Origin of the sequence: Janthinobacterium sp. BJB426, assembly GCF_002735705.1 — a bacterium.
Classification (GTDB): domain Bacteria; phylum Pseudomonadota; class Gammaproteobacteria; order Burkholderiales; family Burkholderiaceae_D; genus Janthinobacterium.
In genome coordinates this window covers 404,694-430,883 of sequence record NZ_PDZL01000002.1, presented here as the reverse complement: position 1 = coordinate 430,883, position 26,190 = coordinate 404,694, and the positions used below count along the sequence as shown (strand labels likewise).

Sequence of the window (26,190 nt, the reverse complement as noted above, 5' to 3'; positions counted from 1 at the left end):
ATTTCACTACAAAGGAGCCCCTCTTCGGACCGGGGAGGGGTTCTTGCAAGCTGACGAAAACAAATCACTTATAAAAAGGGAGTTGGGAATGCACTTGAAAAAACTGATGGCCGCCATGGTGGCGGTAGGGTTGGCGTCGACGGCGCTGGCAGCCGAGGAGGAGAAACTGGCGCGCGTCGAAGTGACGGGCTCCAGCCTGAAGCGCATCAACGCGGAAACGGCGTCGCCGGTGCAGGTGATCAACGCCAAGCAGATCGAAAACATGGGCGCGCTCACCTTGCTGCAAGTGCTCGACAACCTGCCCGCCGCCCGTCCGGCGCAGCAGGATTTTCGCTCGATGTTCACGGGTTCCGATGGCGGTTCGCAAGCGAATTTGCGCGGCCTGGGCGCGCAGGGCACCTTGGTGCTCTTGAACGGCCGCCGCCTGTCGTTCTATGGCGCGCCGGCCGGCTTCCAGACCATGTTCGTCAATATCGACGCCATTCCCGCCGCCGCCATCGAGCGCATGGAGATTTTGACGGACGGCGCGTCGGCCGTGTATGGCTCCGATGCCGTGGCCGGCGTTATCAACGTGATCACGAAAAAGTCGTATCAAGGCCTGGAAGCGCGCGCCAATGGCGAGTTTTCACCGAGCGTGAAAGCCTATGGCGAACGCCAGGCCAGCGTGCTGTATGGCCTGGGCGACCTGGCCAGCGACGGCTACAACATCTACGGTTCCGTGAACGTCTACCAGCGCGACCGCATCGCGCTGGCCGACACCTGGCAGAAGCGTCCTTCGTATTTTTATGCGAACAATCCCAATTTCATCCCGAACATGCGCGTGGGCGTCGGCAGCGAACCGGGCACCATGAATCCCGGAACCTTCTTTGTCTTCGACAAGGCAAATAACAATGCCCGCACCCAGCGCGCCGTCAATGGCTGCAACAACAGCATCACCGAAGCGTCGGGCACGCGCTGCGTGTGGAATGCGCTGCCCAACCAGCTCGACACGGGGCCTACCTCGGAGCGGGCCACGGCTTACCTGAGCGGCCGGTTGAAACTGGGCGGCGACATGGAAGCGTTCGCGGAAGGCGCCTTCACCCACATCAAGATGCGTGGCGAGAATGGCCCGTCCAGCTTCAATAGCGGCAGCACGAACAACTGGTTCGCGCGAAATACGGGCAATACCCTGAACACCTTCGCCACGCCTTTCCTGAGCCCGAACAATGTCTACCTGAAAGGCAAGCTCGATGCCGACATGGTGGCCAAGATGGGCGGCGCGGCCGGCTTGAACTACCTGCTGCAGGATGCGACGGGCCACTTCGGCCAGAAGAATGTCGATGAAAACTACCGCGCGCTCGTCGGCCTGCGCGGCAGCATCGGCGGCGGCTGGGATTTTGAAACGGCGCTCAGCGTGGCGGGCAGCCATTCGACCCTGTTCCAGACGGCGAACATCAACATCAAGGGCTTCGAGCAGGCATTCGGGCCGTTCACGAAAGATCCCGTCAGCGGCCGCACGTATATCGCCGACAATCCGGCCTACAAGTTCGGCGAAATCAGCGAAGCGAATGCGGCGCTGGTGCGTGCCGCTTACCCGACGTTTGCCATCGAATCGTGGACCAAACTGATGACCTGGGATGCGAAAGTGGAAGGCACCCTGTTCAAGCTGGGCGAGCGCGAAGTACGCGCCGCCGTCGGCACCAACGTGATGCGCGAGAGTTTTCTCACGCCCGGCAACGCGGATGCGGCCAATGGCCTGATCACGCAGCAGGGCGGTTCCTGGTTCGACGGCCGGCGCACCATCGCCGCCGTGTTTGGCGAAGTGGTGGTGCCGCTCAGCGACACCCTGGAAGTCAACGCGGCAGCGCGCGTGGACAAATACCCGCATTTCTCGGCCAACCTGGCGCCCAAGCTGGGCGTGATCTGGCGCGCGCAGCCGGACCTGATGCTGCGCGGGACGTATTCGGAAGGCTTCCGCGCACCCAACCTGGCCGAATCGGGCACGGGCGGCGTCTTTGCACAGGTGGGCGGCATCCGCGACACGGTGCGCTGCGATGAAACGAATGCCATGGCGCGCGCCCTGATGAAGTCAAAAATAGCGACGGATGCGGACCTGGGCAAGAGTTTGCTCAATTCGAACTGCTCCACGACGGTGGGCGGCCTGACGCCGCCGAACCAGAACCTGCGTCCGGAAAAGGCGAAGATATCGACCGTGGGTCTGGTGCTGCAGCCGGCCAAGGATGTGAGCATCTCCATCGATTACTGGTTCATCAACCGCCGCGACGAAATCGTGCGCCAGGACTTCAATGAGCTGTTTACGGAACTGGTGGGCAAGTACGGCCCGACCCTGGCCGGCACATCGAGCGCCATCCGCAACGACCTGACTGACACGGACCGGGGCAATGTGGCGGCGGTGGCGGCCATGTGCGCCAATCCCGCCAATGCTGGCGTGTGCGCGGGCGGCGTGCCCGGCTACTCGGTGGGCAACCTGGGCGGCTTGATCAACTCGTATTCGAACCGCGGCCGCACTTTGATGGACGGCGTGGACATCGACGCCCGCACGCGCTTCGCGCTCGGCGACTGGGGCAAGCTGAGTACCGGCATCGCGGCCACCATCCGCAAGCGCGACACCCACGACAGCGAAGACGGCAGCGACATCAAGGGCAACACCGTCGGCTACTACGATTCGCCGCGCTACCGCGCCACCGTGAATGCCGACTGGAGCTACCGTAACTTCGTCAGCAGCGTCTTCGTCAACTACTCGGGCAAGACGCGCTGGGCCTACGGTCCCTGGGACAAGGACAACACGCCGGAAAACTGCACCGCCGCCTCGGTGGCGCTGCCGGCCGGCCAGTGCAAGGGTGCGCCGTCGTACACGACGGTCAACCTGGCCTTCAGCTGGAAGCCGATGAAGAACCTGGACGTGGGCCTGAACGTGAAAAACGCGTTCAACAAGCAGCCCTACTACGACCCGAACGGCTGGGAAGGCTACAACCATAGCCAGGACCTGTTCGGCCGCCAGTTCGCCCTGTCAGCCAGCTACAAGTTCTTTTAAGGCGTGACCTTGTCCCGGCCCGCCAGCCAGCATGGTGGCGGGCCGGGGTATTGCTACAAAAAGAAAAGACAACATTCTAAAATGTGCAATACGAAAGATAAACGTAAGTGAAAGGCGATTGCCCTGGCTGCTTTCGCGTTGATATCCCCAGATTTCTGCGCCGATTCTGTGCTCATGGCCCTCTTCATGCCTACGTGTGTATCCGTCATACCACGATAACGAAAGTTATATGACGCATTATCGATTAAATCGAAAGATAAAACGCCTTTATTTACTGAATTTAGCAATAAATTTGCGTTATAACTTTCTTTTTGTTGACGATACTTATTTTTCTTTTTAAAGTAATCCCAAGAAAACGAAAATCAGCCGATACGGACTGATTTCCTGGAAGGCGCAATTGCCTGGCTGCGCCAGCCGACGACCACCATAAGAATTGCATCCCCCGGCTCCGCCCTGGAGCGGGGAGGGCGCGCATAACCCTCGATATAGACGGAGACACACCATGCATACCACCCGACTCAAATTGCGCGACATCAGCCGCGCCGCCGCGATCGTGATCGCCCTGGCGGCCGGCGTGCCAGGCCAGGCCTGGGCACAGTCGAACGCCACCAGCACCATTTTCGGTGAAGTAAGCGCGCCGGCCGGCGCCACCGTGGTGCTGGAAAACCTGGCGACGGGCGTGCAGCGCAGCCTGACGCCCGATACGTCGGGCCGCTACGTGGCCAACTCCATGCCGCCAGGGCGCTATGCGGTGCGCGTGCTGCGTGCCGGTTCGGTGGAAGCGTCGCAGGAAGTCGAAGCCCTGATCGGCGCGGGCGCGGAAGCGAACTTCGGTCCGGCCAGCGCGGCAGGCACCGTGGGCCAGGAGCAGACCGTCGTGGTGAAGGCGTCGCGCAATCCGATCGACGTGTCGAACACCAACAATGGCGTGATTTTCACGGCCAAGGAATTGAAAGCGCTGCCGGTTGGGAACGACGTCGCTTCCATCGTGCAGCTGACGCCGGGCGTGGCGCGCGGCACCAACAGCGCATATGGCAATGCGCCGTCGATCGGCGGCTCGGGCCAGTCGGAAAACGCGTTCTACGTCAACGGCTTCCCCATCACGAATCTCCTGACCCAGGTGGGCGCGTCGGAACTGCCGTTTGGCGCGATCTCCAACCTGCAGGTGCTGTCGGGTGGTTACGGCTCGGAATTTGGCCGTTCCACGGGCGGCGTGATCAACATCACTACCAAGAGCGGCGGCAACAAGGTCGAATTCGGCGGCAAGGTGTCCATCATCCCCCGTTCGCTGAAAGGCACGACGGAAAACCGCTATTACCCGAACACGGGCGCCAATCCGGACACGGATGGCACCTTGAAGTACTGGAACCGCGATAACGGCAGCACCAGCAAGGTCGTCGGCTTGTACGGCAGCGGACCGCTGATCAAGAACAAGCTGTTCGCTTTCGTGGCGCTGGAACAGACGCGCACGGACGGCGGCGCCGTCGCCGGTGCGCGCGATGACTCGGACAAGGTGCTGCCGAACGGCTGGCGCGAGAGCAAGAGCAAGGTTGACCGCATGATGGCCAAGCTCGATTACAACCTGACGGACGACCATCATTTTGAATATACCAAGCTGTATGACCGCACGACTACGGATAGCCAGAGCTATGGTTTCGACTATGCCACCTTGAAACGCAACAACGTGCCTGGCGGCGGGAGCGAGACCACCATCAACTGCTGCGGCTCGTCGGCTGCACCGGGTGCGAATGTCGACATCTTCAAGTACACGGGCTACCTGACGGACAACCTGACGGTGACGGCCATGATGGGGCAATCGCGCACCAGCCACCGCCGCACTCCCGAAGGCTATGACCCCAGCCTGGCGCAAACCAAGTCCATCCAATCGACGCAAGTCCCTGGCCTGGTCTACATGAACCCGCAATCGGTCACGGGCACCCTGACCGACCCTTCCTCGGAGGACCGCCAGAAGGCCAAGCGCCTGGACCTGGAATACAAGCTGGGCAAGCATTCGCTGCGTGGCGGCATCGACCGCATCGACGTGGAATCGAAAGTGGGCCTGAGCCTGGCCGGCGGCTATCGCTGGAACTACCTGCGGGCGACAGATCCGAATCTGCCGATCAACGGCGCCTTTGAAACGCCGGCCCAGGGCCAGGGCTACGGCAAGGATGGCTATTACGTCAGCAAGGACCTGAACGCCAACCTGGCCCGTCCGACCAGCGTGCAATCGGCGCAGTACATCCAGGATCACTACCAGGTCACGGAACGGGTGCTGCTGGACCTGGGCCTGCGCCGCGAGCAGTTCACCAACTACAGCACCGATGGCGTGGCCTTCATTTCGCAGCGCAACATGATCGCCCCGCGCGTGGGCGCCACCTGGGATTATCTGGGCGACGGCACCCTGAAATTCTTCGCCAACGGCGGCCGCTACCACCTGCCGGTGCCATCGAATTTGTCGAGCAACATGGCCAGCCCCTTCCTGGCCACCAGCGAGATGTACACCTATACGGGCGTCGATCCCGTCACGGGCGCGCCGACGGGCCTGCACGCCATCAGCAAGCCGTATTCGGCCAACAACGCGTATGGCCAGAGCCGCGATGCGCGCGAAGTGACGGCCGTCGGCCTGAAGCCGCTGTCGCAGGATGAATTCTCGCTGGGCTTCGAACGCGCCTTGAGCAAGAAGCTGGTGGTGGGCGCCAGCTTCCTGTACCGCAAGCTGAACGACACCAACGACGACGTCTGCGACGAGCGTCCGCTGCAAGCCTGGGCCACGCGCAACGGCGTCGATACGGGCAACTGGAGCGGTTTCCAGTGCGCCATCATCAACCCTGGCCGCGACAACAGCCTGATGGTGGACTTTGACGATGGCAAGGGCCTGCGCCGCGTGGATATTTCGGCGGCGGAGTGGGGCAACCCACTGCCATCGCGCACCTACCGCGCCTTGAACATGTTCATCGAGCACCCGTACACGAATGGCTGGTACGGCAAGCTGACCTACACCTTGTCCGGCCTGAAGGGCAATATGGAAGGCCAGACGGACAGCATCGGCGGCGGCGACGTGGGCCTGACCGTCAGCGACGATCACAAGGAGCTGATGTACAACGCCTATGGCTACCTGCCGGGCGACCACCGCCACGCCTTCAAGGCCTATGGCTTCATGCAGGTCATCCCGGACGTGATGGTCGGCGCCAACCTGTCGCTGACCTCGGGTGCGCCGCGCAACTGCATCGGCGCGCTGCCCGACAACCTGAGGTTCGAGAACGACTATGGCGATTCCTACTTCTATTGCAATGGCAAGCCGGCGCCGCGCGGCAGCCAGGGCCGCCTGCCGTGGCAAGCCCAGCTGGACATGAATGTGGCCTATACTCCCAGCGCCGTCAAGGGCCTGAGCCTGAAGGTGGACGTCTTCAATGTGTTCAACAGCCAGACCGTGACCCGCTACAGCGAAACGCGCGAAGACCATGGCGCCATCTCCCGCAATTACCTGCAGGTCGATGGGCGCACGGCGCCGCGTTCCGTGCGCTTCACGGCTGAATACACCTATTAAACTGCAGCCGGCCCGCTGCAAGGCGGGCCGGCGACGAACATTACCAATGGAAGCGAGTAGAGACCAATGACAACACAAATCAATCGACGCAATTTCCTCTCCGCCAGCGCCGCGCTGGCCGGTGGCGCCATGGCCGGCAGCGCACTGCTGCCCGGCGACGCCAGCGCCGCACCTGCGGCCGGCCGCGACAAGGTCCGCCTGGGCGTCATCGGCACGGGCATGCGCGGCCAGGTGCTGCTGGCCGAACTGGTGCGCCGCGATGACGTGGAAGTGGTTGCCCTGTGCGATATCGAACCGATCATGCTGAAACACGCGCTGGGCCAGGTGGCCAAAGCCGGCAAGCCGCGTCCGCGCACGTATGGCGAAGACCGCGACCAGAAAGCCTACAAGCGCATGCTGGACGCGGGCGGCCTCGATGGCGTGATCATCGCCACGCCGTGGGAATTCCACGCGCCCATGGCGATCGCCGCCATGCAAGCGAAGATACCCGTCGGTTGCGAAGTGGTGGCCGGTATCACACTGCAAGACCACTGGGATGTCCTGAATACCCAGCTGAAAACGGGCACGCCGTACATGTTGCTGGAAAACGTGTGCTACCGCCGCGACGTCATGGCCGCGCTGCAGATGGTGCGCGCGGGCCTGTTCGGCGAACTGCTGCACCTGCAGGGCGGCTACCAGCACGATTTGCGCGCCGTCAAATTCAACAGCGGCAATCCGGCCAAGCCGTATGGCGGCGGCGTGGAATTCGGCGAGAAGGGCTGGTCGGAAGCCCATTGGCGCACGCAGCACTCGGTCGAGCGCAATGGTGAGCTGTATCCAAGCCACGGCATCGGCCCATGCGCCATGTACACCAACATCAACCGCGGCAACCGTTTTACGCGCATCAACGCCTTCGCCACCAAGGCGCGCGGCTTGCACGACTACATCGTCAAGCAGCCGGGCGGCGCGCAGCATGCGAACGCGAAGGTGAAATTCAAGCTGGGCGACGTGGTGACCACCACGCTGGCGTGCGAGAACGGCGAAACCATCATCCTGCAGCACGATACGAGTTTGCCGCGTCCATACTCGCTGGGCTTCCGCGTGCAAGGCACGGACGGCCTGTGGATGGACTTGAACAATTCGATTCACATCGAGGGCGTCAGCAAGCCGCACCAGTGGGATGACTTCAAGGCCTACCAGGACAAGTATGAGCATCCGGTCTGGCGCAAATACGCGGCGCAAGCGGAAGGCGCAGGCCACGGCGGCATGGACTTCTTTGTCATCCACGCCTTTGTCGAAGCCCTGAAGGCCAACGCCCCGATGCCGATCGATATCTACGATGCCGTGACGTGGAGTGCCATCACGCCGCTGTCCGAACAGTCTATCGCCGCCAACTTCCAGACCCTGGACTTCCCGGACTTCACGGGCGGGCAGTGGAAAGCGCGCAAGCCGATCTTCGCCCTCGACGGCAAGTACTAAGCCTGCAGAACCCGCTACCGCACCAGTTGCCGTAGCGGGTTTTTTCTATCCCTATGCATTTTTCAACCGCGGCGCAGGTGCGCAGGCCCGTGTTCGCCCGCCGCAAAGCTTCACCACCAGGAGACGTTGATGAAACACAGAAGTTCATTACTCTATGCCATCCTTCCCGCCATGCCCTTGCTGCTGGCAGCCTGCGGCGGCGCCACCGCCACGGGCAACGGCAATACGGCCTTGCTGGCATCCAACGTGGCGGCGCCCGCCACGACGGCGACCGTGGAACTGGCCGGCAACGCCTTCATCACCAGCGGGGACGCAGGCGCCGTCATCAACGAGCGCGGCCTGGCCGGCTGGAGCAATCCGGCTGCCGTCGCCAGCACGTATTTCCGCGTGGCAGAGGCGGGGCCGGTGCAGGTGGCGCTCGACGCCAGCCTGGCCGATGGCGGCAACAGCACCATCCGCGTGAAGATCAACGGCACGCCGTTCGACGTCAAGCTGGCCGGCAAGGAACGCAAGACCTATGCCGTCGGCACGGTCAATGTGGCGGCAGCCGGCTATGTGAAGGTCGACATGCAGGGCCTGAAGCGCGTGAAGGCCACGTTCGGCGACGTCACCGCGCTGAAGGTGACGTCGAACGCCGCGCTCACGTACGCCAATGACCCCGCCAATTACTACTGGTCGCGGCGCGGCCCGTCCGTGCACATGGGTTACACGGTGCCGGCCGATACCGAGTATTTTTATAACGAGATGACGATCCCCAAGGGCCAGGACGCCATCGGCTCCTATTTCATGGCCAACGGCTTTGGCCAGGGCTACATGGGCATCCAGGTCAAGTCGCCCAGCGAGCGCTGGATATTGTTCTCCGTGTGGGACGCCGACAATGGCGCCAAGACCACCCTGGTCAGCAAGGGCGCCGGCGTGGTCGACAATGCGTTTGGCGGCGAGGGCACGGGCGGGCAAACCTATCTGTCGTATAACTGGGCCGCCGGCACGACCTACCGCTTCATCACGCGCGCGCGGCCCGACGGCAAGGGAGGCAGCGATTACTCGGCCTGGTTCTTCGCGCCGGAAACGGGCCAGTGGCGCTACATCGCCACCTGGAAGCGGCCGGCGATTTCCACCTATCTGACGCGCGTGCATTCCTTCCTCGAGAACTTCATCGATACCCTGGGCTACACGGAGCGGCGCGTCCAGTTTGGCAATCAGTGGGCCAGGAATGCATCGGGCATCTGGTCGGAAGTGACGGCGGGGCGCTTCACCGGCGACGCCACGGCCACCAATGCGCAGCGCATGGATTATGCGGGCGGCCTGGAAAACGGCAAGTTCTACCTGCATAACGGCGGCTTCTTCGCCGACTACGTGCAGACCAGCCAGAACTTCACGCGCCCGGCCACCGGGCAGGCGCCGGCCGTCGATGTGGCGGCCTTGCCGATGCAATAGGCGTGGTTTCTCAGAACGGCCGCTTGCCCACCATCGCCTCGATGCCGCGATAGTAGGTGAGCGGCCGGCCTATCGTCACGCCCATCAATGCCGCCGCCTGGATGATGTCGTTTGTATCGCGCCGGTACACGACCAGCGCATCCATTTCGTCGGTGCCATTGCCGTCGATCTGGATCAGGTCATAGCCGCCTTCGTCCACGGCGCGTTGCGCCAGTTCCGTGTCCAGCCACTCGAAATAGGGCAGCGCGCTACCGTCGCTGTCCTTGAGCAGCTCGTACGGGAAGTCGGGGAATTCGTCGAACATCTCCTGTATCTGTTCGTGCAGTTCATCGAGCTTGTCGCTCGACGCCATATAGCCGCCCAGCTGCGAGAGGAGTTCCACCGCATAGGCCTGCGCATCGCTGTCGATCCACTCGTCGCGCGGCGCGGAGGGAGCCTCGGTGATGGCGGCGACGGCGTCGTCGAGTTCCTCGCCTTCCAGTTCACCGCAGGTCAGCTTGGTCAATAGTTCGGATAAGAGCATGGTTGCCTTTCAGGGGAGCGGCATGGCCAGGGTGGCTGCCTTGTCGATGAAGTTGCCAATACTATCATTGCCGTGCAGCTTGCCGCGCTCTGCAGAACGCGTACTGCGTCCTTTGGCTACTTGTCAACTAGACATTTTTGTTCCAGGCGGATACACTGAAAATATTTCCAATTGGAAATATTTGTCTGGGCTCATGCAGGCACAGGCACGCTTGTCGTCCTTTGCCCTTTGCCCTTTGCCCATCACTTGTTACCCATTTCTTCATTTTACTCAGGATCATCCATGTTTGTCCGAACCACCATGCTGCGCGCGCTGGCGTGCGCCGTCTTGCTGCCTGCGCTGTTGTCGGCCTGCGTCACCGGCCGCAATAGCGCGCCTGCGTTTACCTACACGACCCCCGACCTTGCCAAGGGCGTTGTCGTCGGCACCGTGTTCGAGAGCTCCGTCTTCGAGGCGCATGGCGCCAGTTTCGGCATTGTCAGCAGCGACCCTGCCGCCCTCGAGGGAAAAAGTCTGTGGTTATCCAGCCATGCTCCCGCCGGCCAGGTCGCCTTGCAGAATGTCTTGCCAAAGGTGCCTACGGGCAAGGGCAGCACCTTTGCGCTGCAACTGACGCCGGGACGCTACAGCGTTATCATCTGGCTGCTTGACTATGGATTCAGGTCCAGGTACTCCGAATCGTCGCCGAAGCCGATCGAGTTTGACGTCGTTGCTGGCAAGGTCATCTACCTGGGACGTCTGGATGCCAACCGTTCCCTGGAAGTGGCTGCGATACACGACAATTTCGAGGAAGATATCGCATACCTGAAGAAAAATCCCTTGCTGGCCAATGCCAGCATCGAGAACAAGGCGCTCGAGGTGCGTGAATGGTGGCTACAGGACGCCCTTGGCAAGGAAATTCAGGAAAGAAACCGCGCCAAGTAAGCACCTGCCGGGTGGGGCGGCGGCCGGCAGGTCGCTTGCACCGCAGCACCGCATAGGGATAGAATGCGAATCATTATTATTTGCAAGCTAGGGAGTATGCGACGTGCCGCCTGCCCAATCCGGCGTCCACCAGGAGGTGGGCAGCCTGTATCACGAACACCACCGGTGGCTGCAAGGCTGGCTCAAACACAAGCTGGGCAACGCGTTTGATGCGGCCGACGTGGCGCACGACACCTTCATGCGCCTGCTGAACCGCGACGAGGCCATCGCCGCGCGCGAACCACGCGCCTTCCTGACGACCGTGGCCAAGGGCGTGCTGGGCAATCTGTACCGCCGGCGCGACCTGGAGGCGGCTTACCTGGAAACCCTGGCCAGCCTGCCGACGCAAAGTGCGCCCGATCCCGAGGCGCAGGCGATCCTGCTCGAAGCCCTGTTCGACATCGACCGCCGCCTCGATGGCCTGGCGCCTGCCGTGCGCCGCGCCTTTCTGCTGTCGCAACTCGATGGCATGCCGCAGGCGGCCATCGCGCTGGAACTGAACATTTCGCTGGCCACCGTGCAGCGCTATCTGGTCAAAGCCATGCACCAGTGTTTCTTTTGCCAACTGGCGCCGTGATGGGTGCCCTCACGCCGGAAGCGGCCAGCTTGCAGGCGGTCGAATGGCTGGTGCGCCTGCAGGCGGGCGACGCCACGCCCGAAGTGGAGCAGGCCTGGCGCGCCTGGCGCGGCAGCGATCCGGAGAACGAGCAAGCGTGGCAGCATGTGGAAGGCTGCATGGCGCGCATGCGTGCCTTGCCTGCGCCGCTGGCGCACGGCACGCTGGCCCGCAAGCCGCTGCACGCGCAAGCGAATGCGGCGCGCCGGCAGTCGCTCAAGTTGCTGGCGCTGCTGGCCGTGGGCGGCGGCGCCTGGCTGGCGGGCGGCGATGAACAGGCGCGCTTCTGGCTGGCCGATTACCGTACCGGCACGGGCGAATTGCGCCACATCGTGCTGGCAGACGGCACGCGCATCGCCCTCAACACGGCGTCGAGCATCGATGTGCGTTTCGACGCGGGCCAGCGCCTGGTGACGGTATTCAAAGGCGAGATCATGGTCACGACCGCGCACGATGCGGCTGGCCGGCCCTTTGTCGTGCGCACGGCGCAAGGCCGCATGCAACCGGTGGGCACGCGCTTTGCCGTGCGCGTGGAAGGCGAACGTACGAAGCTGGGCGTGTTCGCGGGCGCCGTCGATATCGTGCCGGAACGGGCACCTGAGGTGGCGCGCAGGCTGCAGGCGGGCGAACAAGCGACTTTCACGGCGGGCAGCGTTGGCTCCGTCGAGCTTCTGCCTGCCGGCGCCGATGCGTGGACGGCCGGCATGCTGGTGGCGCGCGACATGGCGCTGGCAGATTTTATCGGCGAGCTGGCACGTTACCGCCATGGGCGCCTGGCCTGCGACCCGGCTATTGGCCACCTGCGCGTCTCCGGCATCTATCCGCTGGCCGATACCGACAAAGTACTCGACATGCTGACGCGCACCTTGCCCGTCGACGTGCGCCAGAGCACGCGCTTCTGGGTGACCGTGGTGCCGCATCGGCAGCATCCATGATTATTTTCTGAAAAACTGAGGGTTTTTCGATTTTCGCGTGACATAGCAAGTGAACCCCTCATTCACTTTCAGGAAAACAGTCAGCATGCCCAGCACAACACCTATTTACGCCACTTCCACTTCCACTGTATGCCGCCGCAGCGTAGCGGCGCTGGCCGTCAGCCAGGCCCTGTGGCTGCTCGCCGCCAGCGGCGCCTCGGCCGCCGCACCTATTGCCCAGGCAGCCAATGCGGCGCGCATCGAACTGGCGATACCGGCCGGCACCCTGGAACAGGTGCTGGTGCGCTTCGGCCAGGAGACGGGCACCATGATTTCCTACCAGGCTGTCACCGTGGCGGGCAAGCGCAGTGCCGGACTGACGGGCAGCTACAGCGTGCCGGCGGCGCTGGGCGCCATTGTCGCCGGCTCAGGTCTGCGCGCCGTGCCGCAGGCGAATGGCGGTTATGTGCTCGACGTGGCGGCGGCCGATGGCGGCCAGACCATGCCCGAGATGAAGGTCAGCGCCAGCTTTGATGCGAACGGCGCGACGGAAGGCAGCGGCTCGTATACGACGCAGAGCATGCGTTCGGCCACGCGCTTGGGCCTGTCCGTGCGCGAGACGCCGCAAGCCGTCAGCGTGGTCACGCGCCAGCAGATGGATGACCAGAACCTGCAAACGGTGGAAGAGGTGCTGCAAAACGCGGCCGGCGTGGCCATCAACCGCTACGACAGCGACCGTACTTCGTTCTTTGCGCGCGGCTTTTCCATCGCCAGCTACCAGTACGACGGCATCCCCACCACGGTCGACAATGCGTTCAGCGTGGGCGACAGCACCCTGGACATGACGGCCTACGACCGGGTCGAGATCGTGCGCGGCGCCACCGGCCTGCTCACGGGCGCGGGCGAGCCATCGGCCACCATCAACCTGGTGCGCAAGCGCGCGTCATCTCGGCAGCTGGCCGGGAATGCGGCCGTGAGCCTGGGTTCCTGGAACAATGCGCGCGCCAGCGCCGACCTCTCCACGCCCTTGAGCAGCGATGGCAAGGTGCGTGGCCGTGTCGTCGCCAGTTACCAGGACAGCGAATCGTATGTGAGTCTGTATCACGGCAAGAAAGCCATGGCCTACGCCACCGTGGAAGCGGATCTGGCGCCTGGCAGCGTGCTGATCGCCGGCTATGAATATCAGGACAACCGCCCGCGCGGCGGCATGTATGGCGGCCTGCCGCTGTGGTATGCGGATGGCGAACGGGCCACCTTGCCCCGCTCCGCCACCACGGCGACCGCCTGGAGCCGCTGGTTCAGCACCAGCCAGACGGCTTTTCTTCGCCTGGAGCAAAGCCTGGGTAGCGGCTGGAACCTGACGGCCATGCTGAATCACGGCTGGGGCAATTATTCGGCGGCCGAGCTTTTCGCCAATACCTGGCCGGACAAGGCCACGGGTCAGGGCGTGACGGGCTACACCGGCTTTTACTCGGGCACGCGGCGCCAGGACAGCGTCGACGCCTATGTGCAGGGGCCGCTGCAGCTGCTGGGCCGTACGCACGACCTGGCGTTTGGCGTCTCGGGCAGTAACCAGTTTGCCAGCAATCCGGGCCTGGCCGGCGGCAGCGTCGACTACGGCAATTTCCATCAATGGCAGGGCGTGACGCCGGAACCGGACTGGAACAACCCGAATTTCTCGCGCTGGCAGTTGCTCGACACGGTGCAGCAGCGCGGCATCTACGGCACGGCGCGCTTTTCGCTGGCCGACCCGTTGAAACTGATCGTCGGCGCGCGCTACAGCCGCTACAAGGCGGACCACGTCGATGACTGGGGCGGCAGCTACGCCTACGCCAAGCATGCCGTCACGCCCTACGCGGGGCTGGTGTGGGATATCGACGCGCAGCATGCGCTGTACACCAGCTACAGCAAAATCTTCAAGCCGCAGGGCTACCAGGACCGGTTCGGGCGCTACCTCGATCCCGTGCAGGGCAAGAATCTGGAAGCGGGCGTGAAGGGCGAGTATTTCGGCGGCAAGCTCAATGCGGCGCTGGCCGTGTTCCGCATCGCGCAAGATGGCCTGGCGCAGGAAGACACGGGCCATTTTGTCGGCAATTCACTGACGCAGGCGTATTACGCGGCAGCCGGTACCACCAGCAAGGGTGTGGAACTCGATGTCTCGGGCGAACTGGCGCAAGGCTGGAATGTGTCGGCCAGCGTGTCGCATGCGGCGGCCGAGGACAACGCGGGCGCGCGCTTGAACAGCTATGTGCCGCAAACCCTGGCGCGCGTGTTTTCCACGTATCAGCTGCATGGCGACTGGCGGGCGTTATCGCTGGGCGGCGGCGTGAACTGGCAGAGCGGCGCCTACCGCGATGCCAGCGGGCCGAAGGGCATGGAGCGCGTGGAGCAGGGTGGCTACGCCGTGGCCAGCCTGATGGCGAAATACGCGCTGTCGCGCCAGCTGTCCCTGCAGGCGAACATCAACAACCTGTTCGACAAGCATTACTACAGCCAGCTTGGCATGTACAACCAGGGTTACTGGGGCGCGCCGCGCAACGCCAGCGTCACCCTGCGTTACCTCTTCTGATGTGTCAGAATGGCCAGGCCTGTTTGGTCACGGCCACGGCGATGATGTAGGCGAAGACCAGCACGGCGAGCGCGAAAGCGGCGCCGCGCACGGCCGGCGTCTTGCCACGTTTCAGGGCGATGGTGCCCAACACGATGTAGGCCACCAGCGCGCACAGCTTGGCGGCCAGCCAGGGCTGGCTGCCCGGCGACTGGCCGCTCCACACGGCCAGGGTGATGGCGCTGGCCAGCAGGGCCGTGTCGACCAGGTGGGGTAATATCTTCACCCAGCGCTGCTGCAGCGCGGGCGAGGAGCGCAGCATCCAGGCGCCGCGCAAGAGGAAAAGAAAGCCGCTGGCGGCGGCGCAACCCATGTGGAAATGCTTGAGGCTCAGGTAATCCATGCGTGATGTGGTGGGCGTTGATTGACGGTGGCGCCAGCATAGCCGCCTTTGGCGCGCCGCGCCATACGTCGTCGGGATGAGACGCTGCTAACGCAGGAATTTCACGTACACGAGTTCCGGGTCTCCCTCGTCGAGATGCTCGATCTGGCCGCTGCACACGAAGCCCGCGCTGGCGAACAGCTGTTGCGCGGCCAGGTTGGACTGGTTCGTCGACGTGAAAATTTTCCCTGTCCGGCACGTGTCAGCGGCAGCGGCCAGCAGGCGCAAACCCACGCCGCGCCGCTGCTGGCCGGGAGCGACCACAACCAGCGAGACGAAGCCGTAGCCAAAGAAATCGTCGTGCGTGAGGACATAGCCGGCCACCTGGCCAGCCCGGATGGCCACCTGGCATTGACCTTTGCCGACGGCGGTGCGCACGGCATCGCCCCGGCTGGCATGCGCCTGCGCGTAGGCATCGCAGGCCAGCATGGCTGCCACATCGCCATGCCCGGCCACGCGGGTGACGATTTCATCTGCTTCCGTTCTGTTCTGCATGCCGCTCCTTTTTCTCCAGGCGCCGAGTGTGCCAAAAATGCGTCCGTTTGTAAAACACCCGCCATCCAGGCTAGATCCGCACCGCGCCATCTAGTCACTTTTGCCGATACGGCTATCCAGATTGCCTTTCCAGAATCACCCTGTGACCGATAGTGCCTTTCCCCTCTGCCACGTAAGCTGGTCGGGACGGCTGGCCAGACGGCCAGTGCATTCATGGAGAAACATCGTGGCTACCCTAGATGGCACTAAGAACAACAGTAATAACAAGGCAGTCGAACCCGGCATGCGGCGCAAGCAGTTTTCCGTGTTGGTCAGCAGTACCTTCGCATTTACCATCTGCTTTGCAGTCTGGATGATGTTCGCCGTGCTCGGCATCCCCATCAAGACCAGCCTGGGCTTGACTGAAACACAATTCGGCCTGCTGGCCGCCATGCCCGTGCTGACGGGTTCCCTCGTGCGCGTGCCCCTGGGCATCTGGACGGACAAATACGGCGGACGCCGCGTCTTCTTCTGGCTGATGCTGGCCAGCGTGGTGCCGATCTACCTGATCTCCTACGCCACCGCCTACTGGCATTTCCTCGTGCTGGGCATGTTCGTCGGCCTGGCGGGCGGCTCGTTTTCCGTCGGCACGCCGTACGTGGCACGCTGGTATGAAAAGGAGCGCCGCGGCCTGGCGATGGGCATCTTCGGCGCCGGCAACTCCGGTTCCGCACTGACCAAGTTCGTCGCGCCGGGCATCGTCGCCGCCTTCGGCTGGCAGATGCTGCCCAAGGTGTATGCGGTCGCCATGCTGGCCACGGCCATCATCTTCTGGCTGTTTTCGTACACGGAGAAATCGCACCTGGCGCCATCGGGCGAGAGCTTTTCGGCGCAGATGAAGGTGCTGAAGGATCCGCGCGTGTGGCGCTACTGCCAGTACTACTCGGTGGTGTTCGGCGGCTACGTGGCGCTGGCCCTGTGGATGACGAAGTACTACGTGGCCGAATACGGCTTCGATTTGAAGCACGCGGCGCTGCTGGCTGCCTGCTTCTCGCTGCCGGGCGGCGTGCTGCGCGCGTTTGGCGGCTGGATCTCCGACAAATACGGCGCGGCGAAAGTCACCTGGGCCGTGATGTGGGTGTGCTGGGTGTGCTTCTTCCTGCTGTCGTATCCGCAAACGCAGATGGTGGTGGAAACCGTCACGGGACCGCTGGCTTTCCACATCGGCCTGTCGCCGCTGTGGTTCACCGTGCTGCTGTTCATCGTCGGCATCGCCATGGCGGTCGGCAAGGCATCCGTCTTCAAGTTCATCGGCGATGATTTTTCCGACAATATCGGCGCCGTCTCGGGCGTGGTAGGCCTGGCCGGCGGCCTGGGTGGCTTCATCCTGCCCGTGATGTTCGGCGCCCTGGTGGACCTCACCGGCGTGCGTTCGAGCTCTTTCATGCTCTTGTACGGCACCGTCTGCGTTTCCCTCGTCTGGATGTATTTCTCGTTCAAGCCGCTACGCGCGGCGACTATCCCTCAACCTGCAGGAGTTAAAGCATGAGCCGCTACATGATCAATACGTGGGAGCCGGAAACCCCGAGCTTCTGGCAAAACACGGGCAAGGCCACGGCCGCGCGCAATCTGTGGATATCGATTCCCGCGCTGCTGCTGGCATTCGCCGTGTGGATGGTGTGGAGCGTGGTGGTGGTCAATCTGCCCAACATCGGTTTTACTTACAGTAACAACCAGCTGTTCTGGCTGACGGCCTTGCCGGGCCTGTCCGGCGCCACCTTGCGCATCTTTTATTCGTTCATGGTGCCAATCTTCGGCGGGCGCCGCTGGACGGCCATTTCCACGGGTTCGCTGCTGATTCCCGCCATCGGCATCGGCCTGGCCGTGCAGGACGTGAACACGGGCTACCCGACCATGCTGATCCTGGCCCTGCTGTGCGGCTTCGGTGGCGGCAATTTCGCCTCGTCGATGGCCAACATCAGCTTTTTCTATCCGAAGGCGAGCAAGGGCTTCGCGCTGGGCATGAATGCGGGCCTGGGCAACCTGGGCGTGTCCGTGGTGCAGTTCGTCGTGCCGCTGGTGATCACGTTTGCCGTCTTCGGCGCCTGGGGCGGCGATTCGCTCACCTGGGTCAAGAATGGCGTGAGCAAGGACATGTGGCTGCAAAACGCGGGCTTCATCTGGGTGCCGTTCATCGCGCTGTCCACCTTGCTGGCCTGGTTCGGCATGAATGACCTGGCGTCGGCGAAAGCCTCGTTTTCCGAGCAGGCCGTGATCTTCAAGCGCAAGCACAACTGGCTCATGTGCTGGCTGTACACGGGCACTTTCGGCTCCTTCATCGGTTACTCGGCCGCGTTTCCACTGCTGATCAAGATCCAGTTCCCCGACGTGAACCCGCTCGATTACGCCTTCCTCGGCCCCCTGGTTGGCGCGCTGGCGCGCGTGGCCGGCGGCGTGATTTCCGATAAATTGGGCGGCGCCAGAGTCACCCTGTGGTCCTTCCTCTTGATGATAGGCGCCGTGCTGGGCGTGCTGTACTTCATGCCGCAAGGTGGCACTGGTGGCAGTTTCAACGGCTTCTTCTGGATGTTCATGCTGCTGTTCGCCGGCACGGGCATCGGCAATGCATCGACCTTCCGCATGATTCCCGTGATCTTTTTGACGGAACACCAGCGCGCGGCGGCCGGCAAGGGCAAGGCGGTGCAGGAGCAAGCGATCGTCGACGCCAACAAGGAAGGCGCCGCCGTCCTGGGCTTTACCTCGGCCGTGGCCGCGTATGGCGCCTTCTTCATCCCGAAAAGCTATGGCACCTCGATTGCGCTGACGGGCAGTCCCGACGCGGCCCTGTGGTGCTTCATCGGCTTTTATGTCAGCTGCATCGCCATCACATGGTGGTGCTATGCGCGCAAGAACGCGGCTATGCCTTGCTAGTTGGCGTCAGAACGCCTGGCAAGTCCTGCTTGCCGGGCGCTGTATAAAGTATTCGAGGTAGTCATGGAAGAACTGGAAAAATTCGTCAACGGCTTCAGCCTGTTTCAGCAGCAGTACTTCAGCGAGCCGCAAACCTTGTACGATAGCCTGCGCGACGGGCAGCGGCCCTCGACCTTGCTGATTGGCTGCTGCGATTCGCGCGTCGATCCCATGCTGCTGACGGGCAGCGACCCGGGCGACATGTTCGTCGTGCGCAATATCGCCAACCTGGTGCCGCGCTGTACCCCGGACGCGCCGCCCGGCGTCAGTTCGGCCATCGAGTTCGCCGTCTGCAAGCTCGAAGTGGCCAGGGTCATCGTGCTTGGCCATGCGCGCTGCGGCGGCATCCGCGCGCTGCTGGAACCGCAGCCGCGCGCGGAAGGCCAGGAAACGGACTTCGTGGGGCAGTGGATGCGCATCGCCGAACCGGTGGCGCAGCGCGTGCGGCGCGAGCTGGCGCACCGCTCGTCGGCGGAACAGCACCACGCGTGCGAGCTGGCCAGCATATTGCAGTCGCTGGACAACTTGCTCACTTACCCGTGGCTGAAGCGCCGGGTGGAGCAGGGTTTATTGAAATTGCATGGATGGTATTTCGATATCGACAGCGGGGCGCTGATGGCGTATTCCGCGCGCCAGCAGCAGTTTCTGCCGCTGGTCTGTCCCATCGAGCGGGCGCGTCATTTGCACGAGCGCCCTTGGCCGGACTCAGCTAAAACGTAACAAATCCCCGCTGCGGTCAAACGCCAGCAGGCTGTCGATGCGGCCTTGCTCGATGGCCGTCACCATGGCGCGCAGGGGTGCTTCGCATTCCTGCGCCGCCGGTGGCTGGCCCTCGCGACCCGCCAGTCCCGCCACGAAGACCACGTCCCAGTGCGTCTGCATCTGTTTCGACTCCTCCTTCAATGTCTCGAAGCTGTCCAGTTCCTCGGGCAGCTTGTCGGCGCACATCACGGGCGTGAGGGATTTTCCCTGGCCGCCAGGCTGGGCCTGCGCCTGGGTAAAGGTGAACAGCAGGCGTTGCGGCTGCTCCTGGTTGCGGGCGCTGCGCAGCAGGCTGGCGTAATCGGTAATCGGCATGATGCTCTTTCTCTGTGTTGAACGATGACGACAGGTATACCGCAGCTCCGTCGCGCCGCCCATAGGCAATAGTGACTATCCGCCTATGCATTCCTGGTGCCGGAAACCGACTTCTTGCCAATACCGCCGGACACTGCGCATCGATAGACTGTTTGTATCGACGCTTGAGCCATCCTGCTTGCAGCGTTTTTTAAGACCTGGCGCCGCTGTCGGCGGCGCAATGTGGAGGTAGCATGAGTCACTTTCTGGACCGCCTGAAATTTTTTAGCAAGCCCGCCGAGCCGTTTTCAAACGGCCATGGCACCGTGGTCGATGAAGACCGTACCTGGGAAAACGCCTACCGCCAGCGCTGGCAGCACGACAAGATCGTGCGCTCCACGCATGGCGTGAACTGTACCGGCTCGTGCAGCTGGAAGGTGTATGTCAAGAATGGCCTGATCACCTGGGAAACCCAGCAAACCGATTACCCGCGCACGCGGCCCGACCTGCCCAACCACGAACCGCGCGGCTGCCCGCGCGGCGCCAGCTATTCCTGGTACGTGTATTCGGCCCAGCGCGTGAAATACCCGATGGTGCGCGGCCGCCTGATGGAAATGTGGCGCGAAGCACGCAAGACCATGGACCCCGTCACGGCCTGGGACTGGATCAGCCAGGACCCCGTGCGCTCGCAGCAGTACAAATCCATCCGTGGCCTGGGCGGCTTCGTGCGCGCCACGTGGGACGAATCGAATGAAATCATCGCCGCCGCGAATGCGCTGACGATCAAGAAATACGGCCCGGACCGCGTCGTCGGCTTCTCGCCGATTCCCGCCATGTCCATGGTCAGCTATGCTTCCGGCACGCGCTACCTGTCCCTGATCGGCGGCGTGGCCCTGAGCTTCTACGACTGGTACTGCGACTTGCCGCCGGCCAGCCCGCAAGTGTGGGGCGAGCAGACGGACGTGCCGGAATCGGCCGACTGGTACAACTCGACCTATCTGATGGTGTGGGGCTCGAACGTGCCGATGACGCGCACGCCGGACGCCCACTTCTACACGGAAGTGCGCTACAAGGGCACGAAAACCGTGGCCATCTCTCCCGACTATGGCGAAATGGTGAAGTTCGGCGACATCTGGCTGGCGCCGAAGCAGGGCACGGACGCCGCGCTGGCACTGGCCATGGGCCACGTCATCCTCAAGGAATTCCACTCGGAAGGGCAGAGCGCCTACTTCCGCGACTACGCACGCCAGTACACGGACTTCCCCATGCTGGTGCTGCTCAAGGAGCATAACGGCACCCTCGTGCCCGACTACTTCCTGCGCGCTTCGCACCTGGACAACAACCTCGACGAAACCAACAATCCGGAATGGAAAACCCTCGTCATCGACGAAACCACGGGTGCCATTACCGCGCCGGCCGGCTCCATCGGCTTCCGCTGGGGCGAGTCGGGCAAGTGGAATCTTGAACAGAAGGCAGGCGGCAGCGGCGAACCCATCGTGCCGATGCTCTCCATGATCAACGACAGCGACGCCGTCACGGAAGTGGGCTTCGCCTACTTCGGCGGCAAGGACGCGTCCGACATGCTGCTGCGCAAGGTGCCGGTGAAAACCATCCGCCTGGCCGACGGCACGACGGGCCTCGTCACCACCGTGTTCGACCTGACCCTGGCCAACTACGGCATCGACCGTGGCCTCGGCGGCGCCAATGTCGCGGAAAGCTATGACGATGACGTGCCGTACACCCCCGCATGGCAAGAGAAGCACACGGGCGTGAAACGCGCCGACGTGATTACCGTGGCGCGCCAGTTCGCAGAGAACGCGGACCAGACGCGCGGCAAGAGCATGGTCATCGTGGGCGCCGGCCTGAATCACTGGTACCACATGGACATGACCTATCGCGGCATCATCAACATGCTGATGATGTGCGGCTGTATCGGCCAGTCCGGCGGCGGCTGGGCCCATTACGTGGGCCAGGAAAAACTGCGTCCGCAAACGGGCTGGACGCCTTTGGCTTTCGCCCAGGACTGGGTACGTCCGATGCGCCAGATGAACGGCACCTCGTTCTTCTATGCCCACACGAGCCAATGGCGCCACGAAAAGCTGGAAACGGGCGACATCGCCTCGCCATCGGCGGCCGGCGGCACGGGCGACCTGACCCTACTCGACTACAACGCCAAGGCGGAACGCATGGGCTGGCTGCCATCGGCGCCGCAGCTGCAAACCAATCCGCTGGAAGTGGCGAAGGCCGCCAAGGCGGCAGGGCAGGCACCGGCCGCATATGCGCTCGACCAGATCAAGGCGGGCCAGCTGCAGTTCTCGTGCGACGACCCGGACAACCCGGCCAACTTCCCGCGCAATATGTTTGTCTGGCGCTCGAATATCCTTGGCAGCTCGGGCAAGGGCCACGAGTACTTCCTGAAATACCTGCTCGGCACGCAGAATGGCTTGCTCAGCGACGAAGACGATTGCATCACGCCGAAGCAGGTGAAAGTGCGCCCGGCCGCCGAAGGCAAGCTCGATCTGCTGGTGGTGCTGGACTTCCGCATGTCGACCACCTGTTTGTATGGCGACGTGGTGCTGCCGACGGCCACCTGGTATGAAAAAGACGATCTGAATACGTCGGACATGCATCCGTTCATCCACCCGCTGTCCGAAGCCGTGCAGCCGCTGTGGCAATCGAAGTCGGACTGGGAAATCTACAAAGGGCTGGCCGAGAAATTCTCGGAAATCGGCGGCGAGCTGCTGGGCACCCAGCAAGACATCATCCTCACGCCGCTGATGCACGACACGCCTGGTGAGTTGGGCCAGCCTTTCGATCCCAAGGATTGGCGCGCCGGCGAATGCGACGCCATTCCCGGCAAGACCATGCCGAACATGACGGTGGTCGAGCGCAATTACCGCGACGTGTACAAGAAGTTCACTTCGATCGGCCCGCTGCTGGAAAGCATCGGCAACGGCGGCAAGGGCATTTCCTGGAAAACGGGGCATGAAGTCGACGTCCTGCGCGGCATCAACCGTACGGTGCTGGAAGAAGGCGTGTCGAAGGGCCAGCCGCGCCTCGATACGGCCATCGATGCGGCCGAGATGATTCTGTCGCTGGCGCCGGAAACGAATGGCCACGTGGCCGTGAAAGCCTGGGCCGCGCTGTCCGCCATCACGGGACGCGAGCATACGCATCTGGCGCTGCCGCGCGAGCATGACAGCATCCGCTTCCGCGACGTGCAGGCGCAGCCGCGCAAGATCATTTCCTCGCCCACCTGGTCTGGCCTGGAAAGCGAAGAAGTCAGCTACACGGCCGGCTATACCAACGTGCATGAACTGATCCCTTGGCGCACCCTGACGGGCCGCCAGCAGTTCTACCAGGATCATTTGTGGATGCGCGATTTCGGCGAGGGACTGTGCGTGTACAAGCCGGCCATCAACACGAAGACGACGGAAGCGCTGCTGGGCACCAAGCCGAACGGCAACAAGGAACTGGCGCTGAACTTTTTGACGCCGCACCAGAAGTGGGGCATCCACTCCACGTATTCGGACAACCTGCGCATGCTGACCCTGTCGCGTGGCGGACCGCACGTGTGGCTGTCGGAGACGGACGCGCAGACGGCCGGCATCGTCGACAACGACTGGATCGAAGTCTTCAACGTGAATGGCAGCCTGACGGCGCGTGCCATCGTCAGTCAGCGCATCCCGGCCGGCATGACGATGATGTACCACGCCCAGGAAAAGATCATCAACGTGCCTGGCGCGGAGATGACGGGCAAGCGGGGCGGCATCCATAACTCGGTGACGCGGGCCGTGCCCAAGCCGACGCACATGATCGGCGGCTACGCCCAGCTGGCGTACGGCTTCAATTACTACGGCACGGTGGGCTCCAACCGCGATGAATTCGTATTGGTGCGCAAGATGAACAAGGTCGACTGGCTCGAAGGCCCGTTGCAGGAAGAAGGAGCATAGTATGAAAATCAGAGCGCAAATCGGCATGGTGCTGAACCTGGACAAGTGCATCGGCTGCCACACTTGTTCCGTCACCTGCAAGAACGTATGGACCAGCCGCGACGGTGTCGAATACGCATGGTTCAACAACGTGGAAACCAAGCCGGGTATCGGCTATCCGAAGCAGTGGGAAAACCAGGACAAGTGGAATGGCGGCTGGCGCCGCACGGATGCGGGCAAGATCGAGCCGCGCCAGGGCAGCCGTTTGAAAATCCTGGCGAATATCTTCGCCAACCCGAACCTGCCCGCCATCGACGAGTACTACGAGCCGTTCACCTACGACTACGAGCACCTGCAAAGCGCGCCGCTGTCGCAGACGCCGCCGACGGCCCGTCCGATCTCCGTGCTGACGGGGAAAAAGATGGAGAAAATCGAGTGGGGTCCGAACTGGGAAGATGACCTGGGCGGCGAGTTTGCCCAGCGTAGCAAGGATAAATTGTTCGACAACATGCAGAAGGAGATGTACGGCACCTTCGAAAACACCTTCATGATGTACTTGCCGCGCCTGTGCGAGCATTGCCTGAATCCGACGTGCGTGGCGTCTTGCCCGTCCGGTTCCGTGTACAAGCGCGAAGACGACGGCATCGTGCTGATTGATCAGGACAAGTGCCGCGGCTGGCGCATGTGCATCTCCGGTTGCCCGTACAAGAAGATTTACTACAATTGGTCCTCCGGCAAGGCGGAGAAGTGCACGTTCTGCTTCCCTCGCATCGAGGCGGGCCAGCCTACCGTGTGCTCGGAAACGTGCGTGGGCCGCATCCGCTACCTGGGTGTGCTGCTGTACGACGCCGACAAGATCGAGGCTGCCGCCTCCGTGCCGCAAGAGCAGGACCTGTACCAGGCGCAGCTCGACCTGTTCCTCGACCCGCACGACCCGGCCATCATCGCCGAAGCGCGCCGCCAGGGCATTCCCGACCTGTGGCTGGAAGCTGCCGTCAAGTCGCCCGTCTACAAGATGGCCGTCGAGTGGAAAGTGGCGTTCCCGCTGCATCCCGAATACCGCACCTTGCCAATGGTGTGGTACGTGCCACCGCTGTCGCCGATCCAGGCGGCCGCCGAATCGGGCAAGCTGGGCGTGAACGGCATGCTGCCGGACACGCAAAGCCTGCGCATTCCGGTGCAGTACCTGGCCAATTTGCTGACGGCCGGCGACCAGCCGCCCATCGTCACGGCGCTGGACCGCATGCTGGCCATGCGTGCCTACATGCGCAGCAAGACCGTCGAGAAGGTGGAAAACCTCACGGTTCTGAAGCAAGTGGGCTTGAGCAAGGCGCAGGTGGAGGACATGTACCACATCATGGCCATCGCCAATTACGAAGACCGCTTCGTCATCCCCAGCAGCCACAAGGAAATGGCCGAGGACAGCTTCAACGAGAAGGGTTCGTGCGGCTTCAGCTTCGGCAACGGCTGCTCGGACGGCACCAGCGAGCCGACCTTGTTCGGCAAGAAAAAACACGGTTCGGCCATCTTCATGCAGATGCCGAAGTCGCGCAAAACGGCGCCAGGCGCTTAAGGAGCTGATATGGAACACGCTATGCATCACTACCAAATCCTTTCGCGCCTGCTGCTGTATCCGGAGCCCGAGCTGATCGCGCACCTGCCGCAGCTGGACGCCGCGCTGGCGGCCGTGCCGGAGCAGCACGCGCTGCTGCGGCCCCTGCTGGCGCACCTGGAAAGCAGCAGCCTGATCGACCTGCAGCAGCAGTACGTGGCCACGTTCGACCGCAATCCGTCGCACTCGCTGCATCTGTTCGAGCATATCCACGGCGAATCGCGCGACCGGGGCCAGGCCATGGTCGATCTGATGGAGGAATACAAGCGCCACGGCCTGCAAATGGTGGGCGACGACTTGCCCGACTTCGTGCCCCTGTTCCTGGAGTTTCTGGCACAGCTCGACGAGGAAGTCTCGGCACCGCTGCTGGGCGACGCCGTCCACGTGCTGGCGCACATCGGCCGCAAGCTGACGGCCAACGGCAGCCCGTACGCGCCCGTCTTCACCTTGCTCGAACGCCTGAGCCCCGTGGCGGCAGAAATGCTGGCCGAACCGCCGGTGCGCGACATGGACGAAGCGCTGGAAACCTTCGGTCCCGGTGCGGACGGCGTCGAGCCCTTGCTGCGCCAAGGTCCGGGCCAAGTTCCGGGCGGCGTCCATCCCGTGCATTTTCACCCGCAGCCGCGGCGCGCTGCTTAATTGGCCGCTTGCGCCCGCATGAGGA

18 protein-coding genes are annotated in these 26,190 nt (G+C 63.0%); 14 read left to right on the top strand and 4 right to left on the bottom strand.

The window, feature by feature from the left end; all coding sequences use genetic code 11:
- Window positions 1-88 precede the first annotated feature (88 nt).
- The 4 genes from CSQ93_RS04880 (at window position 89) to CSQ93_RS04865 (ending at window position 9,476) form a co-directional block, all read left to right on the top strand.
- Window positions 89-3,034, top strand: coding sequence for a TonB-dependent receptor plug domain-containing protein (locus CSQ93_RS04880; RefSeq protein WP_099377005.1), 2,946 nt, complete (start codon window positions 89-91; stop codon window positions 3,032-3,034).
- Window positions 3,035-3,536: 502 nt separating this feature from the next.
- A complete protein-coding gene (locus CSQ93_RS04875) occupies window positions 3,537-6,581 on the top strand; it encodes a TonB-dependent receptor (protein WP_099377004.1) in 3,045 nt (1,014 codons plus the stop codon).
- Window positions 6,582-6,647: 66 nt separating this feature from the next.
- On the top strand, window positions 6,648-8,039 hold the full coding sequence (locus CSQ93_RS04870) for a Gfo/Idh/MocA family protein (protein WP_199534255.1): 1,392 nt from the start codon (window positions 6,648-6,650) through the stop codon (window positions 8,037-8,039).
- A 129-nt stretch (window positions 8,040-8,168) separates the two neighbouring features.
- Window positions 8,169-9,476: a DUF3472 domain-containing protein gene (locus CSQ93_RS04865; protein ID WP_233516043.1), complete on the top strand. Its 1,308-nt coding sequence runs from the start codon at window positions 8,169-8,171 to the stop codon at window positions 9,474-9,476.
- Window positions 9,477-9,486: 10 nt separating this feature from the next.
- Here the strand turns inward: CSQ93_RS04865 and CSQ93_RS04860 are convergent, their stop codons facing one another.
- The gene (locus CSQ93_RS04860) at window positions 9,487-9,999 is read right to left on the bottom strand and encodes a hypothetical protein (RefSeq protein WP_158301118.1); all 513 of its coding nucleotides are present in this window, start codon (window positions 9,997-9,999) and stop codon (window positions 9,487-9,489) included.
- A gap of 282 nt (window positions 10,000-10,281) precedes the next feature.
- Between CSQ93_RS04860 and CSQ93_RS04855 the strand changes: the two genes are divergently transcribed.
- The 4 genes from CSQ93_RS04855 (at window position 10,282) to CSQ93_RS04840 (ending at window position 15,061) form a co-directional block, all read left to right on the top strand.
- Window positions 10,282-10,923 (top strand): hypothetical protein, encoded by a 642-nt coding sequence (locus CSQ93_RS04855; protein WP_158301117.1) that lies wholly within the window; start codon window positions 10,282-10,284, stop codon window positions 10,921-10,923.
- Between the two features lie 103 nt (window positions 10,924-11,026).
- Window positions 11,027-11,539, top strand: a complete 513-nt coding sequence (locus CSQ93_RS04850) for a sigma-70 family RNA polymerase sigma factor (protein ID WP_099377000.1) — start codon at window positions 11,027-11,029, stop codon at window positions 11,537-11,539.
- Entirely contained in the window at window positions 11,539-12,513 is a 975-nt protein-coding gene (locus CSQ93_RS04845) for a FecR domain-containing protein (RefSeq protein WP_099376999.1), read from the top strand. Before CSQ93_RS04850 ends, CSQ93_RS04845 begins: the two co-directional genes overlap by 1 nt.
- Before the next feature lie 85 nt (window positions 12,514-12,598).
- Window positions 12,599-15,061, top strand: coding sequence for a TonB-dependent siderophore receptor (locus tag CSQ93_RS04840; RefSeq protein ID WP_233516042.1), 2,463 nt, complete (start codon window positions 12,599-12,601; stop codon window positions 15,059-15,061).
- A gap of 4 nt (window positions 15,062-15,065) precedes the next feature.
- On the opposite strand, the gene CSQ93_RS04835 is transcribed toward CSQ93_RS04840, so the two are convergent.
- The gene (locus CSQ93_RS04835; RefSeq protein WP_099376998.1) at window positions 15,066-15,443 is read right to left on the bottom strand and encodes a SirB2 family protein; all 378 of its coding nucleotides are present in this window, start codon (window positions 15,441-15,443) and stop codon (window positions 15,066-15,068) included.
- An 87-nt stretch (window positions 15,444-15,530) separates the two neighbouring features.
- Complete coding sequence (locus CSQ93_RS04830) at window positions 15,531-15,977, bottom strand: GNAT family N-acetyltransferase (protein ID WP_099376997.1); 447 nt, start codon at window positions 15,975-15,977, stop codon at window positions 15,531-15,533.
- Between the two features lie 283 nt (window positions 15,978-16,260).
- On the opposite strand from CSQ93_RS04830, the gene CSQ93_RS04825 reads away from it, so the two are divergent.
- From CSQ93_RS04825 to CSQ93_RS04815, 3 genes are all read left to right on the top strand, one after another.
- Entirely contained in the window at window positions 16,261-17,505 is a 1,245-nt protein-coding gene (locus CSQ93_RS04825; protein WP_099376996.1) for an MFS transporter, read from the top strand.
- Window positions 17,502-18,887, top strand: a complete 1,386-nt coding sequence (locus tag CSQ93_RS04820) for a NarK family nitrate/nitrite MFS transporter (RefSeq protein ID WP_099376995.1) — start codon at window positions 17,502-17,504, stop codon at window positions 18,885-18,887. The genes CSQ93_RS04825 and CSQ93_RS04820 overlap by 4 nt, the downstream gene beginning before the upstream one ends.
- Before the next feature lie 63 nt (window positions 18,888-18,950).
- Window positions 18,951-19,646 carry a carbonic anhydrase gene (locus CSQ93_RS04815; RefSeq protein ID WP_099376994.1) on the top strand — a complete coding sequence of 232 codons (696 nt, stop codon included), beginning with the start codon at window positions 18,951-18,953 and terminating at the stop codon, window positions 19,644-19,646.
- Here CSQ93_RS04815 and CSQ93_RS04810 read toward each other — a convergent pair.
- Window positions 19,632-20,003 carry a ribonucleotide reductase subunit alpha gene (locus tag CSQ93_RS04810; RefSeq protein WP_099376993.1) on the bottom strand — a complete coding sequence of 124 codons (372 nt, stop codon included), beginning with the start codon at window positions 20,001-20,003 and terminating at the stop codon, window positions 19,632-19,634. The two genes, CSQ93_RS04815 and CSQ93_RS04810, sit on opposite strands and share 15 nt — an antisense overlap.
- Window positions 20,004-20,236: 233 nt before the next feature.
- Between CSQ93_RS04810 and CSQ93_RS04805 the strand changes: the two genes are divergently transcribed.
- Genes CSQ93_RS04805 through narJ form a run of 3 tightly spaced genes read left to right on the top strand, consistent with a single transcriptional unit; the run spans window position 20,237 to window position 26,165 of the window.
- Window positions 20,237-23,935, top strand: coding sequence for a nitrate reductase subunit alpha (locus tag CSQ93_RS04805; protein WP_099376992.1), 3,699 nt, complete (start codon window positions 20,237-20,239; stop codon window positions 23,933-23,935).
- Window position 23,936: 1 nt separating this feature from the next.
- Entirely contained in the window at window positions 23,937-25,487 is a 1,551-nt protein-coding gene (gene narH / locus CSQ93_RS04800; RefSeq protein WP_034751243.1) for a nitrate reductase subunit beta, read from the top strand.
- Window positions 25,488-25,496: 9 nt separating this feature from the next.
- Window positions 25,497-26,165, top strand: a complete 669-nt coding sequence (gene narJ / locus CSQ93_RS04795) for a nitrate reductase molybdenum cofactor assembly chaperone (protein ID WP_233516041.1) — start codon at window positions 25,497-25,499, stop codon at window positions 26,163-26,165.
- The last annotated feature ends 25 nt before the right edge of the window (window positions 26,166-26,190 follow it).